This is a genomic window from Psychrobacter sp. 1044 (assembly GCF_904846525.1).
GTDB lineage: Bacteria > Pseudomonadota > Gammaproteobacteria > Pseudomonadales > Moraxellaceae > Psychrobacter.
Genome location: NZ_CAJHAZ010000007.1, coordinates 123,138 through 139,308, shown reverse-complemented (window position 1 = coordinate 139,308; position 16,171 = coordinate 123,138). Strand labels below are relative to the sequence as shown.

13 protein-coding genes are annotated in these 16,171 nt (G+C 42.6%); 8 read left to right on the top strand and 5 right to left on the bottom strand.

The features are described from left to right. Window positions 1–22: 22 nt before the first annotated feature. A complete protein-coding gene (locus JMX82_RS06570) occupies window positions 23–661 on the top strand; it encodes a TIGR04282 family arsenosugar biosynthesis glycosyltransferase (RefSeq protein WP_201539941.1) in 639 nt (212 codons plus the stop codon). A 114-nt stretch (window positions 662–775) separates the two neighbouring features. Here the strand turns inward: JMX82_RS06570 and mtnP are convergent, their stop codons facing one another. Beyond that, complete coding sequence (gene mtnP / locus JMX82_RS06565; protein ID WP_201539940.1) at window positions 776–1,675, bottom strand: S-methyl-5'-thioadenosine phosphorylase; 900 nt, start codon at window positions 1,673–1,675, stop codon at window positions 776–778. Between the two features lie 510 nt (window positions 1,676–2,185). Here mtnP and JMX82_RS06560 point away from each other — a divergent pair. From JMX82_RS06560 to JMX82_RS06550, 3 genes are read left to right on the top strand one after another with little or no spacing between them, the layout of a single operon-like run. Beyond that, window positions 2,186–3,205, top strand: a complete 1,020-nt coding sequence (locus JMX82_RS06560; protein WP_201539939.1) for a TAXI family TRAP transporter solute-binding subunit — start codon at window positions 2,186–2,188, stop codon at window positions 3,203–3,205. Then, entirely contained in the window at window positions 3,186–3,746 is a 561-nt protein-coding gene (locus JMX82_RS06555) for a DUF1850 domain-containing protein (RefSeq protein WP_227676411.1), read from the top strand. Before JMX82_RS06560 ends, JMX82_RS06555 begins: the two co-directional genes overlap by 20 nt. Next, entirely contained in the window at window positions 3,718–5,808 is a 2,091-nt protein-coding gene (locus tag JMX82_RS06550; RefSeq protein ID WP_201539937.1) for a TRAP transporter permease, read from the top strand. The genes JMX82_RS06555 and JMX82_RS06550 overlap by 29 nt, the downstream gene beginning before the upstream one ends. 127 nt (window positions 5,809–5,935) lie before the next feature. On the opposite strand, the gene lipA is transcribed toward JMX82_RS06550, so the two are convergent. Together lipA and JMX82_RS06540 are read right to left on the bottom strand one after the other, a co-directional pair. Beyond that, window positions 5,936–6,979, bottom strand: coding sequence for a lipoyl synthase (gene lipA / locus JMX82_RS06545; RefSeq protein ID WP_060491468.1), 1,044 nt, complete (start codon window positions 6,977–6,979; stop codon window positions 5,936–5,938). Window positions 6,980–7,153: 174 nt separating this feature from the next. Continuing rightward, on the bottom strand, window positions 7,154–7,564 hold the full coding sequence (locus JMX82_RS06540; protein ID WP_227676425.1) for a carboxymuconolactone decarboxylase family protein: 411 nt from the start codon (window positions 7,562–7,564) through the stop codon (window positions 7,154–7,156). A 474-nt stretch (window positions 7,565–8,038) separates the two neighbouring features. Between JMX82_RS06540 and acnB the strand changes: the two genes are divergently transcribed. The 3 genes from acnB to JMX82_RS06525 all read left to right on the top strand — a co-directional run bounded on the left by acnB (window position 8,039) and on the right by JMX82_RS06525 (window position 12,477). Continuing rightward, the gene (gene acnB / locus JMX82_RS06535) at window positions 8,039–10,642 is read left to right on the top strand and encodes a bifunctional aconitate hydratase 2/2-methylisocitrate dehydratase (RefSeq protein WP_087813918.1); all 2,604 of its coding nucleotides are present in this window, start codon (window positions 8,039–8,041) and stop codon (window positions 10,640–10,642) included. 174 nt (window positions 10,643–10,816) lie between these two features. Then, on the top strand, window positions 10,817–11,635 hold the full coding sequence (locus JMX82_RS06530; protein WP_201539935.1) for a hypothetical protein: 819 nt from the start codon (window positions 10,817–10,819) through the stop codon (window positions 11,633–11,635). Window positions 11,636–12,033: 398 nt separating this feature from the next. Beyond that, complete coding sequence (locus JMX82_RS06525; protein WP_201539934.1) at window positions 12,034–12,477, top strand: PACE efflux transporter; 444 nt, start codon at window positions 12,034–12,036, stop codon at window positions 12,475–12,477. 127 nt (window positions 12,478–12,604) lie between these two features. On the opposite strand, the gene JMX82_RS06520 is transcribed toward JMX82_RS06525, so the two are convergent. Further along, the gene (locus JMX82_RS06520; RefSeq protein WP_060491465.1) at window positions 12,605–13,402 is read right to left on the bottom strand and encodes an enoyl-CoA hydratase/isomerase family protein; all 798 of its coding nucleotides are present in this window, start codon (window positions 13,400–13,402) and stop codon (window positions 12,605–12,607) included. Between the two features lie 472 nt (window positions 13,403–13,874). Here JMX82_RS06520 and JMX82_RS06515 point away from each other — a divergent pair, with 472 nt between their 5' ends. Next, entirely contained in the window at window positions 13,875–14,687 is an 813-nt protein-coding gene (locus tag JMX82_RS06515; protein ID WP_201539933.1) for an alpha/beta fold hydrolase, read from the top strand. A 212-nt stretch (window positions 14,688–14,899) separates the two neighbouring features. Here the strand turns inward: JMX82_RS06515 and JMX82_RS06510 are convergent, their stop codons facing one another. After that, the gene (locus JMX82_RS06510; RefSeq protein WP_201539932.1) at window positions 14,900–15,964 is read right to left on the bottom strand and encodes an HpcH/HpaI aldolase/citrate lyase family protein; all 1,065 of its coding nucleotides are present in this window, start codon (window positions 15,962–15,964) and stop codon (window positions 14,900–14,902) included. Window positions 15,965–16,171: the final 207 nt, after the last annotated feature.

Here is a 16,171-nt window from a genome sequence, read left to right as displayed (position 1 = left end):
TTACAAAGAATAAGCTCTTACCATGAATCAAAACCAACAAACTTGCATTATTCTTTTCGCCAAGTTCCCCGCACAGGGCATGGCAAAAACGCGCTTGCAGCCAGCTCTTGGTATTGAAGGTGCCGCGCAAATAGCGCATAAACTACTATTGCATAGTATAGAGCAAGCCGTCGCTACCGGCTTTACGGTTGAGTTATGTGTCAGTCCTGCGCCAACTGATCCATGCTGGCAACTGCTTAATTTGCCTGACTCACTGCATTGTTCAGCGCAAGCAGAGGGAGACTTGGGTTTGCGTATGTTAACCGCCAGTCAGCAAGCATTAGCACATTTCGAGCACGTTATCTTGATAGGTACGGACTGTCCTAGTCTTACAACCATTCGTATTCGACAGGCTGCCCAGCAGTTAGAAACACAAGATAGCGTCATGATTCCCGCTTTTGATGGTGGCTATGCACTGTTTGGTTTTAAGCAAGTTGCTGCTCGCTTATTTAGCAATATCGAATGGAGTACGGCGAGCGTCGCAAAGGTTACTCAACAGCGTTTGGCAGAATTGAGCTGGTCTGTAGCGTTGTTAGCGCCTTTGCCTGATATCGATGAGCCTGAAGATTTACAGTACCTGCCAAATGGCTGGCTTGATGGTTATAAAGTTATTAAGAATTGAGAATGCCTTATCATTCGAGGTTTTTAGGTATGAAAAAGCCATCGAGCTATTTTGTTGACCCTATTAGGTTGATTATAGTTTGATGGCTTTTTTGTTGACCATAAATGCATACTGCTAAGGCAATAATGCTGAAAGTCTATTTTTAGTCTCTTCACTCATCGCCTTTACTGGCGTGACTAACGCTTGAGCTAAAGCCGTATGGGCAATAGAGTCGGGCTGTTCTACAGCGAGTATGGCGACCGCCTGCTTAATCACTGCTTGAGCGTTTTCAGCATTTTTCATTAGATTTCTTATGGCATAATCGGCGCTGACATCCTCTTCGGTAGGATGCCAACTATCAAAATCTGTGACCAATGCTAGCGTCGCGTAAGCCATACTCGCTTCACGAGCAAGCTTAGCCTCTGGCATATTGGTCATACCGATGATGTCAGCATTCATTTGGCGATACCAGTGTGACTCTGCACGAGTGGAAAACTGTGGCCCTTCGATACAGACATACGTGGCTTTTGCATGACATTGACCTTCAGCTATCTGCGCCTGAGTATAAGCACGCGTTAGAATATCCGCGACTTTAGGACATAAAGGATCCGCCATCGCGACGTGTGCTACTGCACCTTCCCCAAAAAAACTGCTGTTTCGATGCTTAGTCATGTCGATCATTTGATCGGGAATGACAATATCTAAAGGCTTAAGCGATTCTCTTAGCGACCCCACTGCCGATACCGAAATGACATAGCGTACGCCCAAAGTTTTGAGTGCATAAATATTGGCACGATAAGGCACTTCGGAAGGGGTGAATTTGTGACTTTGACCATGACGAGTTAGAAAGGCGACCGTCACGCCATTTAATTCACCTAAGACAATATCGTCAGAAGGCGTACCGTAAGGCGTCGATATGCTGACACTACGTTTATTGGTTAAATCTTGCATCTGATAAAGACCACTACCGCCAATGATGGCGATATCAGCAGATACCGATACTGCCGCTGACTTTTCTACACTAGATATTGTCATAAAGGTTTTCCCTATTTTTAGAGTAACAGATAACGTTGCCAATATATGTGGTGACGAATTTGCAAATTTAGACGGGCTCTACTTTAAGTCAGCTGACTTACAAGACAACCGCTTAGGGTTTATATATAAAATATAATCAAGCCTACAGTATGGTAAAAATGCATTAAGAGCTACCATCTAGTCATTTTATATCAGTATTTTTTGGTCAAATAACCTCGTTTGTATTTAGATGATTATAAAGGTTTACAATAGACACAGACTTTGGTTAAATGAATTGTCTAATGAAACATTGTTCCGCATAGCAAAACTTTATTTGGCTGTTGATTCATTATAAGAACGGCTGCTCCTTTACTTAAATAGCTTCGCATACAAAGTGTGAGTGTAGAGGGAATCTGGATGGCAGTTTATTTATAGCAAGAATTGCTATATTATTACAGGTCTGTAACGCATCACTATTGATATATTGATGTCGTTAAGTGTACTAACTCGATTATTTCAAGGATGAATTCAATGCTCAAATCTCTAAAATCTCCGTTACTTTTATCAGCAATGTTAAGCGCCACTTTAGGTCTGACAGCATGCTCATCACCAAGTTCAGAAAGTACAGACAGTACGGCAACAGATAGCGCTGCTACTGACACTGCCGCCGACAAGCTGGACACCAAGTTTCTTACCATCGCCACTGGCGGAGCATCTGGCCCTTATAACATCATCGGCACTTCATTATCAGAAGTCTATGTCAAAACCTTTGGGGTCAACTCAAAAACACAAACTACTGGGGCTTCAGTCGAAAATGTCAATCTATTGACCCAAGGTAAAGTCGATATGGTATTGGCGCTTAGTGATGTAGTCACCGACGCGGTCGAAGGCAAAAACAACTTTGATAAGCCAATAACCAACATCCAACAGATTGCAGTCTTGTACCCTAATGTGGTGCAAATTGTCACCACCAAAAAATCTGGCATCAAAAATATTGAAGACTTACGTGGTAAGCGCATCGCTGTGGGCGATCAAGGCTCTGGCACAGAAGTAAATGCTCGGACGCTATTAGAAGGGTTTGGTATCACATATGATGACGTTACCGTTGATTATTTAGGCTTTTCGGAAGCAGCGGACGGTATGAAAGCGGGTAAAATTGAAGCGGCTTTCTTTAGTAGTGGCCTGCCAAACTCTTCATTGATGGAGCTAGAGCAGGGTCTAGACTTACAGTTAATCACCATCAATCAAGACAAGCTAAAAGAAATCATCGCAACCAAGCCTTACTTTAAGACCTTTGAGATTCCTGCTGGCACTTATGGCAATGACGCCGCGATTCCAACCGCAGCAATCATGAATGCTCTATTGGTTAGCTCTGAGTTGTCTGAAGCAGATGGTTACAAGCTGACCAAAGCATTATTTGACAATTTAGACGGTCTAAAAACAGCGCACCAAGCGGCCAATGATATTAGCTTAGCAACCGCTCGTGAAGGTATGGTCGCTCCTATCCATCCTGGCGCTAAAAAGTACTATGATGAGCAAGCAGCTAAATAAGCGATTAGGGTTATTAATTGGCGTGGCAGGCATTGCCGCGCTGGTTTTTTTTACGCTATGGCATCTCTTTGTCCGTCAGCCTGTGGTGGAAGTGCGTGTCGCAGGCGTTGATGGTGCTAATGATAAAGTTTGCTACTTTGTCGAGCCAAATTTTCAATTGCGCTGGATACACTCTGTAGAAAAACAATGGTGGGAAGAGCAATACCAACGTATAGACAGCAGCAGTACAGAAGACGCTGAATTGCTGCTGACCACCACTTATTTTGAAGCTTTTGGGGCGGGCACACCCTCAACCGAAGCGCTTGCTACGATACAAAAACCTGACTATCTGGGTTATCAAATCAATGAGAAATTGCCTAAGCTTAATTGGGTGGTCTCACGGCTTACCAAAGGTGAGATTGACTATGGTAACTACCAGATGCTCATTCATCGCTGGGTGCCAGACTATTCTGAAGTAACGATCATGCCGAAAACGTATGGTTTCATTGATAGATTTAACAAGGATTTGTGTCATGAACTCCCAAGTGATGGATCACAATAATGTGACAACGATGTCAGATAACCATATCAATAACGACTTGCCTATACATTCCAACACGGATGCTGATACTCAGGTCGACGCTGAACTCGAGGCGCAAGCCCACAATAAAGCCATATTAGAAAAGTATGATAGAGAATCCATTACACGGCACATCACTCAAGGACCAGTGAAGTATTTTATCGCTGGACTTTGCATTTTATATTCACTGTTTCATTTATATATCACCTTTAATCCCATGCCAGCGCTGCTACAGCGCTCTGTACACGTGGGTATTGGTTTTGCCTTAATTTTCTTAATTTTTCCAGCGAGCAAAAAAAGCAGCCGTCAGCGCGTCGCATGGTATGACTGGATATGGTTTGCCCTGTCATTGTCTGGAATGGGCTATCTGATATATGAATATCAAGATATCGTGACCTCACGTGGCGGTATGGCCAATCAGATGGATGTGATATTTTCGCTGATTACAGTGGTCTGCGTATTAGAAGGCAGTCGCCGTATCACAGGTTGGATTTTACCGATATTGGCAGGGATATTTTTGGCGTATCCGTTTGTCAGCCATTTGGATTTTATGCCAGACCGGTTACTAACGCGTCCTTATGACATGGGTGATATCTTTGGTCAATTATTCCTAAAAACCGAAGGCTTATACTCTGTTGCGATTGGTGCATCGGTCACTTTTATCTTCTTATTCATTCTTTTTGGTGCATTCTTAGCCCGCTCGGGAATGGGACAACTGTTTAATGATTTGGCATTGGCCATCGCTGGTCATAAAAAGGGAGGTCCGGCAAAAGTAGCGGTGATTTCTAGTGGTTTTATGGGCAGTATTAATGGCTCTGCTTTGTCAAACGTCGTCAGTACTGGTGCCTTTACCATTCCGCTCATGAAAAAGGTTGGTTACCACAAAGATTTTGCCGGTGCCGTTGAGGCAAGTGCCTCTGTTGGCGGGCAAATATTACCGCCGATTATGGGTGCGAGTGCCTTTATCATGGCGGAGACAACAGGCTTGCCGTATAGCACAATTGCGTTGGCCGCCTTATTGCCAGCGATATTGTATTATCTGGGCGTCATTGCTCAGGTGCATTTTCGCGCTGGTCGTCGTGATCTAAAAGGTATCGCTAAAGAAAGCTTGCCAGCCGTGAAAGAAGTGTTAAAAGCCCGAGGTCATATGCTGCTACCGATTGTATTTTTGATTTTCTTATTAATCAGAAACGTGCCCGTCGGATATGCAGCGGCTTATACCATTGGTTTTACTGTCTTGGTCAGTATGCTGCGTAAAGAGACTAGGATGGGTTTCTCTGACATTTTGGGTGCATTAGAAGATGGCGCACGCCAGTCGCTCGCGGTAATGGCTGCCTGTGCAGTCGTCGGTATTATCATCGGAGTCGTGAGTCTAACCAGCTTTGGAACAGTGATGACCTCATCAATTGTCACACTTGGTGCAGGGTCATTATTTTTCACGCTCATTTTGACCATGCTTGCCTCGATGGTATTGGGCATGGGACTGCCGTCTATTCCTGCCTATATTATTACAGCAACGATGGCAGCACCAGCCTTAGCTGGCTTTGATATTCCAATTTTATCAGCGCATATGTTTGTTTTTTACTTTGGTATCTTTGCCAATATTACACCGCCTGTGTGTCTGGCAGCTTTTGCTGGTGCGGGTATATCTGGTGGCGATCCGATGAAGACAGGATTTTTATCGCTGAAACTAGCTTTGGCTGGATTCATCGTGCCGTTTATGTTTATCTATAGTCCAGCGATGTTAATGATTGATCCTACTGGGCTTGCGGTAACTGCTAAGGACTTCCCGCTACCACCTATTATCGATATTATCACGGTAGTATTGACGTCAATTACGGGTGTTCTCGCACTTAGTGCAGCATTAGAGGGTTATTTTAAAAGCGATATGAGCCCAGTAACACGCGTTGTTTTAGCAGTCGGAGCTTTGCTGTTAATCTATCCTGGAATAACGACTGGTCTAGTGGGTGGCGTGATCGTTATTGCTATCGCCATCCTTAATACTAGAAACAGTGGCGAGCCAACGCCAACTTTAACCATTTAAGGCGTTGCGGTTAAAGGTTTTAATAATTCGTTAAAGTCATAAAAAAGGGTGAATAACAGTTTATGTTATTCACCCTTTTTACATGCTCAGCTTAAGTTTTAAGTATTAGCTCATTAAAATCTGACACTTAGCAGCCAAGTTTGCCTTCTGCTGCCAATGCTTTTTTGCTACGAATTGGTGCAGGGCAGTCTTCACCGTAATATTGACGATCGGCAAAATAGCTTGAGCGTACCATTGGGCCTGCCCAAATGTTAAAGAAGCCAATTTTTTTACCATAATCCATATAACGCTGGAACTCGTCTGGATGGACGTAACGATCGACAGGCGCGTGGTTTTTACTGGGTTGCAGATACTGACCAACCGTAATCATATCCACATTATGCGCTTTTAGATCATCAAGCAGTGCATAAATCTCTTCTTCAGTCTCACCAAGGCCAACCATAAAACCGCACTTGGTCGCGATATCAGGGCGACGCTCTTTATAGAGTTTGAGCAAATCTAACGAATGCTGATAGTCAGAACCTGGACGGAAGGCTTTATATAAACGAGGCACGGTTTCGATGTTATGGTTAAAGACATCTGGCGGTGTTTCAGTTAACAAGTCTAATGCTACTTCCATACGACCACGGAAATCTGGTACCAATATTTCAATGAGGCAATTCGGGCTAAGTGCGCGAGATTCATTGAGAACTTCTACGAAATGCGCCGCGCCGCCATCTTTTAGATCGTCACGATCCACAGAGGTGATTACCGCATACTTAAGCTGCAAACCTAAAATAGTCTCGGCAGTGTGGCGCGGCTCATCTGCATCTAGCTCATTAGGACGACCATGACCGACGTCACAGAACGGACAGCGACGGGTACAGATATCGCCCATAATCATAAAGGTCGCGGTGCCATCAGCGAAGCACTGCGGCAGGTTAGGGCAGGCCGCTTCCTCACAGACCGTGTATAGCTTCTGCTCACGCAAGGTGGCTTTGATACGAGCTACTTCAGCGGGCGAGGACATTTTAACCCGAATCCAATCTGGCTTTTTCTTTGCCTCGATGGTCGGAATCACTTTAATTGGGATGCGGGCAACTTTATCGTAGCCACGTAGTTTTTCGCCTTGAATGGCTTTTTTAGGTTTGACCTTAGCAGCAGGCACATGTGTTTGTACGGCAGTTGTCATAATAAAGTATCTCTTAACCCTTTATAGCATAAGGGTTTATGGAATTATTAGAATGTGTTGTGAGTGAGGACATTATAGCAGAAACTTAGGGGCTAATTTTCAATGAATAATGTTTAACTGATCATTTTGAGGTGGATCATTAAGGCTACTATGGTTTGTCTCGCAACCATAGTTTTAAATATCTATATCAATATCCAACTCATTCAGTACATCTATGGCAGCACGAAACGCTTCTTGAGTGGCAGGTGCCCCGCAATAAGGCAAGCTGTGCATTAATACTTCTCGAATCTCAGCGACACTTGCGCCATTATTGATAGCACCTCGAATGTGCCCTTTTAGTTCAGTGGGGCTTTTTTGCGCAATTAAAAAAGCGATGGTGATTAATGAGCGATATTTGCGTGGCAATACTGAGTCATCTTGCCATGTGCTGCCCCAAGCGTGTTCGATAATCCAGTCTTGTAATGGTTGGGTAAATCCAGTCGCGCTACCGAGTGAGCGTTTGACGTGCTCTGCACCCATGACCTCGGTGCGAACTTTGAGACCATTTTGATAATTAGCGTTACTCTTTATATCGCTGTTCTCCATATCGCTGTTATCCCTATTTTTGTTTTCCATTGCACTACTATCCATATCATTATCCTTAATATTTATTCATTTAGTATATGGCTAATAAAAGCTGTTTCTTCAAGCGCTATTTTTTTAAGTGATATTTTCTCTAAGCTATCGTATCAAGATGATATTTTATCAAATAATCTCTTACGAAATGTCTAGCAATCACACTGTATTTATTTGATAACAAATCGAACGGTGCTTGACGAAAGTGGCAAGCCGTATATCGATTGTGTAAGGGTACTCAATCATATTATTGATGGTACTATTTTTATAATAAATGTCCAATATGGCTCTATTATGAGCCTTTTAAAGGCTCAGCCATTAACATTTAGAGCGTTTTAAGCTATGATTGCACGGATAATTATTCCATCTAGTATATTGACGCAGGCGGTCATGTCGACTACCCACGTAATGTGCTAATACTCCCAACTGACGAGGACGACTATTGTGTTAGAAGCTTATCGTAAACATGTCGAAGAACGTGCTGAGCTAGGAACGGTTCCGCTACCATTGAATGAAAAACAAGTAGCAGAGTTGGTTGAATTACTAAAGAACCCACCAGCAGGCGAAGACGCATTCTTAATGAATCTGCTAGAAAACCGTATTCCTGCTGGCGTTGACCAAGCGGCTTATGTTAAAGCGGCATTTTTAGCAGCGATCCTTAAGGGTGAAACCTCTTCACCACTTATCAGCAAGCAAAAAGCCGTTCAAATACTAGGCACAATGCAAGGTGGCTATAACGTTCAGCCATTGGTTGCTGCACTGGATGACGCCGATGTTGCACAAGACGCTGCTGAAGCATTGAAAAAGACATTGCTGGTGTTTGACGCGTTCAATGACGTGACTGAAAAAGCAGAAGCGGGCAATACTATCGCTAAAGAAGTGGTTCAATCTTGGGCTGATGCTGAATGGTTCTTGAACCGTGCTGCTGTACCAGAAAAGACGACTTACACGACGTTTAAAGTGACTGGCGAAACCAACACCGATGATTTGTCGCCTGCGCAAGATGCGTGGAGCCGTCCTGATATCCCATTGCATTCATTAGCCATGCACAAAAACTCTCGCGACGGCATTACTGCTGACGAAGAGGGCGTTGTCGGTCCAATGAAGCAAATCGAAGCGCTAAAAGAAAAAGGCCATCCATTGGCTTATGTTGGTGACGTGGTAGGTACAGGCTCTAGCCGTAAATCTGCGACCAACTCTGTATTGTGGCTCATGGGCGATGATATCCCTAACGTGCCAAACAAACGTGGCGGCGGTCTAGTGCTAGGTAACAATATTGCTCCTATCTTCTTTAACACGATGGAAGATTCTGGCGCATTGCCAATCGAAAAAGTAGCCGTTGATAACCTAAACATGGGTGATGTATTTGACATCTATCCGTATGAAGGCAAAATCACTAAGCATGATTCAGATGAAGTGTTGTCTACGTTCAAATTGAACTCACCAACATTGCTTGATGAAGTTCGTGCTGGCGGTCGTATTCCATTGATCGTTGGTCGTGGTTTGACCAATCGTGCCCGCGCATACATGGGTCTTGGACATTCAGATATCTTTGCTAAGCCAGAAGAGCCAGTTGATACGGGTAAAGGCTTTACTCTAGCGCAAAAAATGGTCGGTAAAGCTTGTGGTCTAGAGGGCGTACGTCCGGGCATGTACTGTGAGCCTAAAATGACGACTGTAGGATCGCAGGATACGACTGGTCCGATGACTCGTGATGAGCTAAAAGATTTGGCTTGCCTAGGTTTCCAAGCAGACTTAGTAATGCAGTCATTCTGTCACACTGCCGCTTATCCAAAGCCAGTCGACGTTGAAACTCAGCACACACTACCTGACTTTATCATGAACCGTGGCGGCGTAAGCTTACGTCCAGGTGATGGTATTATTCACTCGTGGTTGAACCGTATGCTACTTCCAGATACCGTTGGTACTGGCGGTGACTCGCATACGCGTTTCCCAATGGGTATCTCATTCCCAGCAGGTTCTGGTTTAGTAGCATTCGCAGCAGCGACTGGTGTTATGCCACTTGATATGCCTGAATCTGTCCGTGTACGCTTCGTTGGCGAACGTCAGGCTGGTATCACGCTACGTGACCTAGTACATGCGATTCCTTATCAAGCGATCAAAGAAGGTCTATTGACCGTTGATAAGAAAGGCAAAATCAACGAGTTTAATGGTCGTATCTTAGAGATCGAAGGTCTAGAAGATTTGACCGCTGAGCAAGCGTTTGAGCTATCTGATGCCTCAGCTGAGCGTAGTGCTGCTGGTTGTACCATCACTTTGTCTGAAGCGTCGGTGACTGAGTATTTAAACTCAAACATTACACTACTTAAATGGATGATCTCAGAAGGCTATGGCGATGCGCGTACTATCAGCCGTCGTATCGAGCAGATGCAAGAATGGTTAGCGAACCCAAGCCTATTACGTGCTGATGCTGATGCAGAATACGCCATCGATATGACTATCGATATGAGCACTATCAAAGAGCCTATCCTTTGCTGCCCGAACGATCCAGACGATGCAAAAACATTGGCTGATGTCGCTGGCGATACCATTGATGAAGTGTTCATTGGTTCATGTATGACCAACATCGGTCATTTCCGCGCTGCGGGTAAACTGCTACAAGACGTACCAGCAGGTAGTTTGAAAACTCGTCTATGGATTGCGCCACCTACTAAGATGGATGCGCGTCAGTTGATGGAAGAAGGTTACTACAACATTTACGCTCAAGCCGGCGCTCGTACTGAAATGCCAGGTTGTTCGCTATGTATGGGTAACCAAGCACGTATCGCACCGAAGTCTACGGCGGTATCGACGTCTACTCGTAACTTCCCGAACCGTTTGGGTCAAGGCGCTAACGTATATCTAGCTTCTGCCGAGCTTGCAGCCGTCGCAGCGGTACTTGGTAAATTGCCAACCAACGAAGAATATCAGCAGTACGCTGGTATGCTTGATAGCATGGGCGAGGAAGTGTATCAGTACATGAACTTCGATCGTATGGATTCTTATACTGAAGAAGCCGACAAAATTAACGTTGCTCAATTGACCTAATTTTGGTTTAAAAATTTAGATTATTTAAAACGAACCTCGTGTCTTATGATGCGAGGTTTTTTGTTGAGTGTGATAAATTAACACGTCATTGGTTGACGCTTAAATATAATACCCAGTTGTAAACTGTCATTTGTTGGTTAATAATTAACTAAACTAATTTAACAAGGAGTTTTTATGGCGGGTTCTAGTGGTGGTCAAAATCAAGATGAAAAAGTATATGAAATAGTTAATAAATACTATTATGATATTGAGTCTATTACAGTATATTTTAAAAGGTATTGTATATTTTCTAAAAGATTTGAGCATAAAGGAATTGCTTGGCTCATGTTATTTTTGATGCTGTCTATAAGCTACCATGCAATTATGGTAATTGTTATGGAGTCATCGATTTTACAAAGTGTGTTCCCAATTTATATTTATAAGAGTAAAATTTTAGGTTGGATATTTTATCTTGCATCTTTAGCTGTATACGTAGCAGTCTTACTATTTATAAATAGCAGAAAAACAGATATTCTAGAAAGTAAATATGGCAGTAAGGATATCCAAATAATACAAGATAAGTGGTTAAAAAATAATCTTCCTGAGAACATGAATTCTTTTAGTTTAGTAAGTAAAAGCACTGAATGGTTTCAGAGTTATCATAAGGTAAATCATAATGAATTTTTATCTACTGGAAAATTACTCCAAAATTCAAAAATTAACATAATTATGAAAAATTTTTTGGCTGTTATAGGCTTGTCCATATCAGCTAAGTTTTTAGGTGGAGTCGAAGTCTCTGAGATAGCAAGTAAATACCCTAATGAGACAGTACTAATAGCCTTTAATTTATTTATTTTAATTTTATTATGCTTATTTTTATATAGTCTTTTTCAGATTTTTGCTAGAAGGTTCATCTCTGCTATAGATGGCAGAAATAGCAAAAGTTCATATAGATTTAATATTTTTAATAGAATGTTGTTACATCATGTGACTCTAAAAGACTTTAAAGACTAAAAAAATCACTAACGCAGTTAAATACTTAACTAAATTTATTGCTAGCTTTATGAACGATAGAGCTGAAATACTCTTTATGGGGTTTAACTTCTATGCTCAAAGTAAGCTGACACAAATCTTAGGTAAACACCCAAAAAATTACTATCTTATTCAAAACTAATCTATTAGAAAAAGCAGGTGAAGGTATCTTATTAATTAGAAATTGGCAACTTAGCAATTCCGAAATGACTCGGATGTGTTTGACATAAGTACTAACTGATTTTCCTGATTATCTTAGGTATAATATAGCAGCAGGCGGAAACCGTGGCTCTGCACTCAATCTATCTTTTCTATCTCGGGACGGACCGATACTTTGATAGGCACTTTTTTGTTGACGCTCAAGTGCTCTGGAGTCTTGGTTGATTACTTTATCCCCACTCAAACGTCGTCTGACATATGTGATTATCTTTGAGATTATCGCTATCATTTCTTCTACTTTTGTATTGATGAAAATCAGTGGTAGCGACGCGGCAGAATCCTTACTAGTTGCTGTGATGGTGTCATTGGCAGCAGTGATTTGGAACTTCTTATACAATACAGCTTTTGAAGCGTGGGAACGTCGCAAGCATGTGGCAAAGCGCACCTTACTCATTCGCAGTGCGCATGCATTAGGATTTGAAGGCGGATTGGTGTTGATTTGCTTACCACTTTATATGATTTGGTATGACGTTGGCTTAATCAAAGCTTTTATGATGGAGGCGGCGTTACTGCTATTTTTCTTGGTTTATACCTTTATTTTTACCTTGGGTTTTGACAAGATATTTACCTTACCGCATCACTATAAGACAGCCTCTGATTCTTAAGAGTTAAAAGTGTTACTTAAAGATATGCTTAATACAGAATTTTCTTGATACTGTATGACCCAAAAATAAAAGGCTGCCATTAGGCAGCCTTTTTGATGATAGTGCAAAACAGAGTGTGATCAGGTTATTATTTACCTTGATAAACCGGCTTACGTTTTTCCATAAAGGCGGTAATACCTTCTTTAAAATCATCCGTTTTAGCAAGCATGGTCTGTTGATCCACTTCCATATCGAGCGCTTCATTGAGACCCATATAAGCGTGCGTGTTAATCATATGCTTCATTGATGCCAATGCTTTTCCGGGCAGATTGCTCAGGCGCGTTGCCAATGCCAGTACGCTAGCATCCAGCTCGTCGCTACTGACCACATCATTAACCAAGTTTAAGCGTGCCATATCTTCCGCTTTGAGTTTATCGCCAAGCATGACCATCTCAGTGGTTTTTGCCACACCGATCAATTGATTCAGTAAATAAATGCCGCCAGCATCTGGTATTAGACCGATATTGACAAAGGCTTGCACAAATTTGGCATTATCAGCGGCTATGCGAAAATCACAAGTCAGTGCCAAGTTCATGCCAGCACCTGCCACTGCGCCTTCTAATTTAGCGATAATAGGCTTATGAATATTACGCAACTTTAAGCTAATCTCAGCGACTTCGCCAACCATAAAGTTTAGCTTATTCGACAGCGCCTCGCTTTCCATGCCGTTTTCTAACATCTCACCGATATGCCCGCCACTTGAAAAGTTATTGCCTGCGCCTTGCAGGATGATGACTCTGACGTCTTTATCTTCATCTGCGTTCGTCAGTGAATTCATCATGGCATCTTTGAGCACTGTGCTAAAGGCATTCAGTGTTTTGGGATCGTTCATCGTGATGGTTGCGATATGGTTTTCTACTTGATATTCGACGAGAGGGTGTGACATGGCTGATATCCTTAATTGAGTTTTCTATAAAACATTTTTGGTAACACTAGCTATTGGCAGTAAATGTGACAAATAATGCAATGCCAAATACTATAGCAGTTTGAGCTTATTATAAAAGCAGGATCTGTGCGCGCTTAAGACATGATTCAGGTATGGTGTTTTTTGCTGCTATCATATTGCTAAAGCTATTAAACCTACCATTCAAAAATAAGGCTACTATCTGTAGAAAGGTTGAATTATGCTAGGGTATGTCCTCAATTCAATCGAGCATTCTCTACATGGGCTAAAAATGGCTAAATTTTGCCAAACTGCGTCAAATAGCTGATGAATATCTCGATATTATTTGTGCTATTTTCCTTGTTTGGTGGCAATCTATCTTATTTTTTTCGCCATTTTTAAAATGAAGACACGCCCTAGAAGGCAGGTTCTAAAAGACTGATTTTTTATTTATTAAACCAACAAGGAAGTGGTTATGCCAATTATTCATGTCAATAATGTTGAACTTTATTACGAAGACAGCGCGCCAAACGATAAGCAAAAACCCGTCATGGTATTTGCCCACGGTCTGCTGTGGAATACGCACCTATTTGACAAGCAAGTCGATTATTTTAAAGCCGGTTATCGCTGTATTACGTTTGATTTTCGAGGACAAGGTCAGTCTGAAATAACCAAGTCTGGCTATGATATGGAAACCTTAACCGAGGATACATTGGCATTATTAGAGGCACTAGATATTCATAAGTGCCATTTGTTAGGGTTGTCGATGGGCGGGTTTGTCGCCCAGCGTGTCGCACTCAAACGCCCTGAGCTATTGCTGTCGCTTACCCTGTTAGAGACTTCTGCTGATCCTGAAGATCCCAAAAACGTGCCGCAGTATCGTAAGCTGGTCAAAGCCATTCGTTGGCTGGGTCTCAAACGCGTGAGTAACAAGGTCATGCCTATTATGTTTGGTAATACTTTTTTGACAGATAAGTTGCGTAAGTCTGATCGTAAGCAGTGGTTAACGATGCTACAAGGCAATCGCAAAGGTGGAGTCATTAAGGCAACGATGGGCGTCATTGAGCGGTCAGGCACCTACGATCAGCTAGGAAGTATTACGGTGCCGACATTAATCGTGGTCGGTGATGAGGACACAGCAACCCCTTATTCGAAGGCTGAACGTATGCATTTTGCGATTGCAGGGTCTAAATTGGCAGTAATCAAGGGCGCTGGTCATACCGCCACCGTAGAAGAGCCTGAGCAGGTCAATCGAGTGATTAACACCTTTTTAGCGGACTGTGTCTAGTTTTGAGTTGGTCTTGAAATAGCCTTAAATAAGGCATCGTTTTAATAATAATAGAGTAATGAAATCTTTGTGCTAAAAAAAGCCGTTATCTTGAATGTGATAACGGCTTTTTTATTGAGCGCATGTAAAAGAGTGCATTTAAAATATTGATTTGAAACTTAGGCGCTTTCGTTCAGATTGAGGACATGCCCTATTAACCTTAAGGTTTTTATTTATAACCGTGCCGTATAGTCATTATTGCCGTCATCAAGAGTGCCACATGCCTCGGCACGATTGACGATTTCTGTTGCCCACGCGCGATGGGTAGCAGGCTCTAGCATAGTATTGTTATATTTAAAAACCGCTTTTGCCTCGATATGCAAGATTGCTTGTGCTTCATCTAAAATGCTCAATGGTACGCAATAGGCTTGTTGCACCAGCGCAATTTGGCTTGGATGAATGACCGTTTTGCCGACCAATCCTAAGCTAACATCGCGGGTTAGCTCTTGCATAAATAGCGTTGGCTGATCCAAATATTCAAAGACAGGCGCTGTTAAATAAAAGCCATGCGGCACAAAGCAGCCGAGCAGCTGATAGGCAAGGGTGCCGATAGGAGTATCATAAACGATGCTGTTTTTGGGACGGCGCAAACGCAATGCTGCAAATAAATCATTGCCGCCGATACGTAAGGCAAAAACAGGCTGGCTAAAGGCTTCTTTAAAACCAATGGCCAATTCCTGATTATGATGCGGATTAAATAGCGCTGCGGTTTCAAGCGTCGGCATCAATAGTTGCTCAGTGCTCAGATTTTGACAGGCCATACGCCAATTAGACAGACTATACATATCGACTTTTGGCATGACAAAGCCATCAATCAAATCGATATGGGCAAAACCTGATAGCTGCTCTAACATCGCTGGATGACGCGGGCGTATAAATACCAGCGGGCGTGTTGGTTGCTCAATCTGAATATCGGCATGTTTTGATGGGTCATTGATGCTATCGACATGCGTCGCCCATGTATGCAGCAACGTTTGCAAGCGCTCAAGTGCCAGCTCAACATCATTATGGCTAACCGCATCTTCTAAACAGATGATAATGCTATTAATCGTTGGTAATTTATCACGCTTAATGACTTGCCAAATATCTTGGCGAGTTGCTGGCATGTATAGGCTAGCCCCCAACTGATACGGGTGATGCGCATGTGGTTTGAGCATCGCATGACGCTCAGTAATAAGGTGAGCGTAAGACTGGGTGTTTTGATAAAGAGTAGACTCGTTGTTTTGCATATCTGACATAATTGGCATCATCAATAGTGATAAGTGAATGGTTATAAAATCTAAGAAGTATCATCAAGTGGCATGGCTCAGCAGCAATGACCGCAAACCCAAAAATACGTTTGGTAATGTCAAATTCGTTTAGCCGACAAGAAGGAGTAGTTTTACTTTTTTCTTTCGCTGCTTTGATTTTGAGATGGGTCTGGTTTATAAAAACCGCGAGTGTGG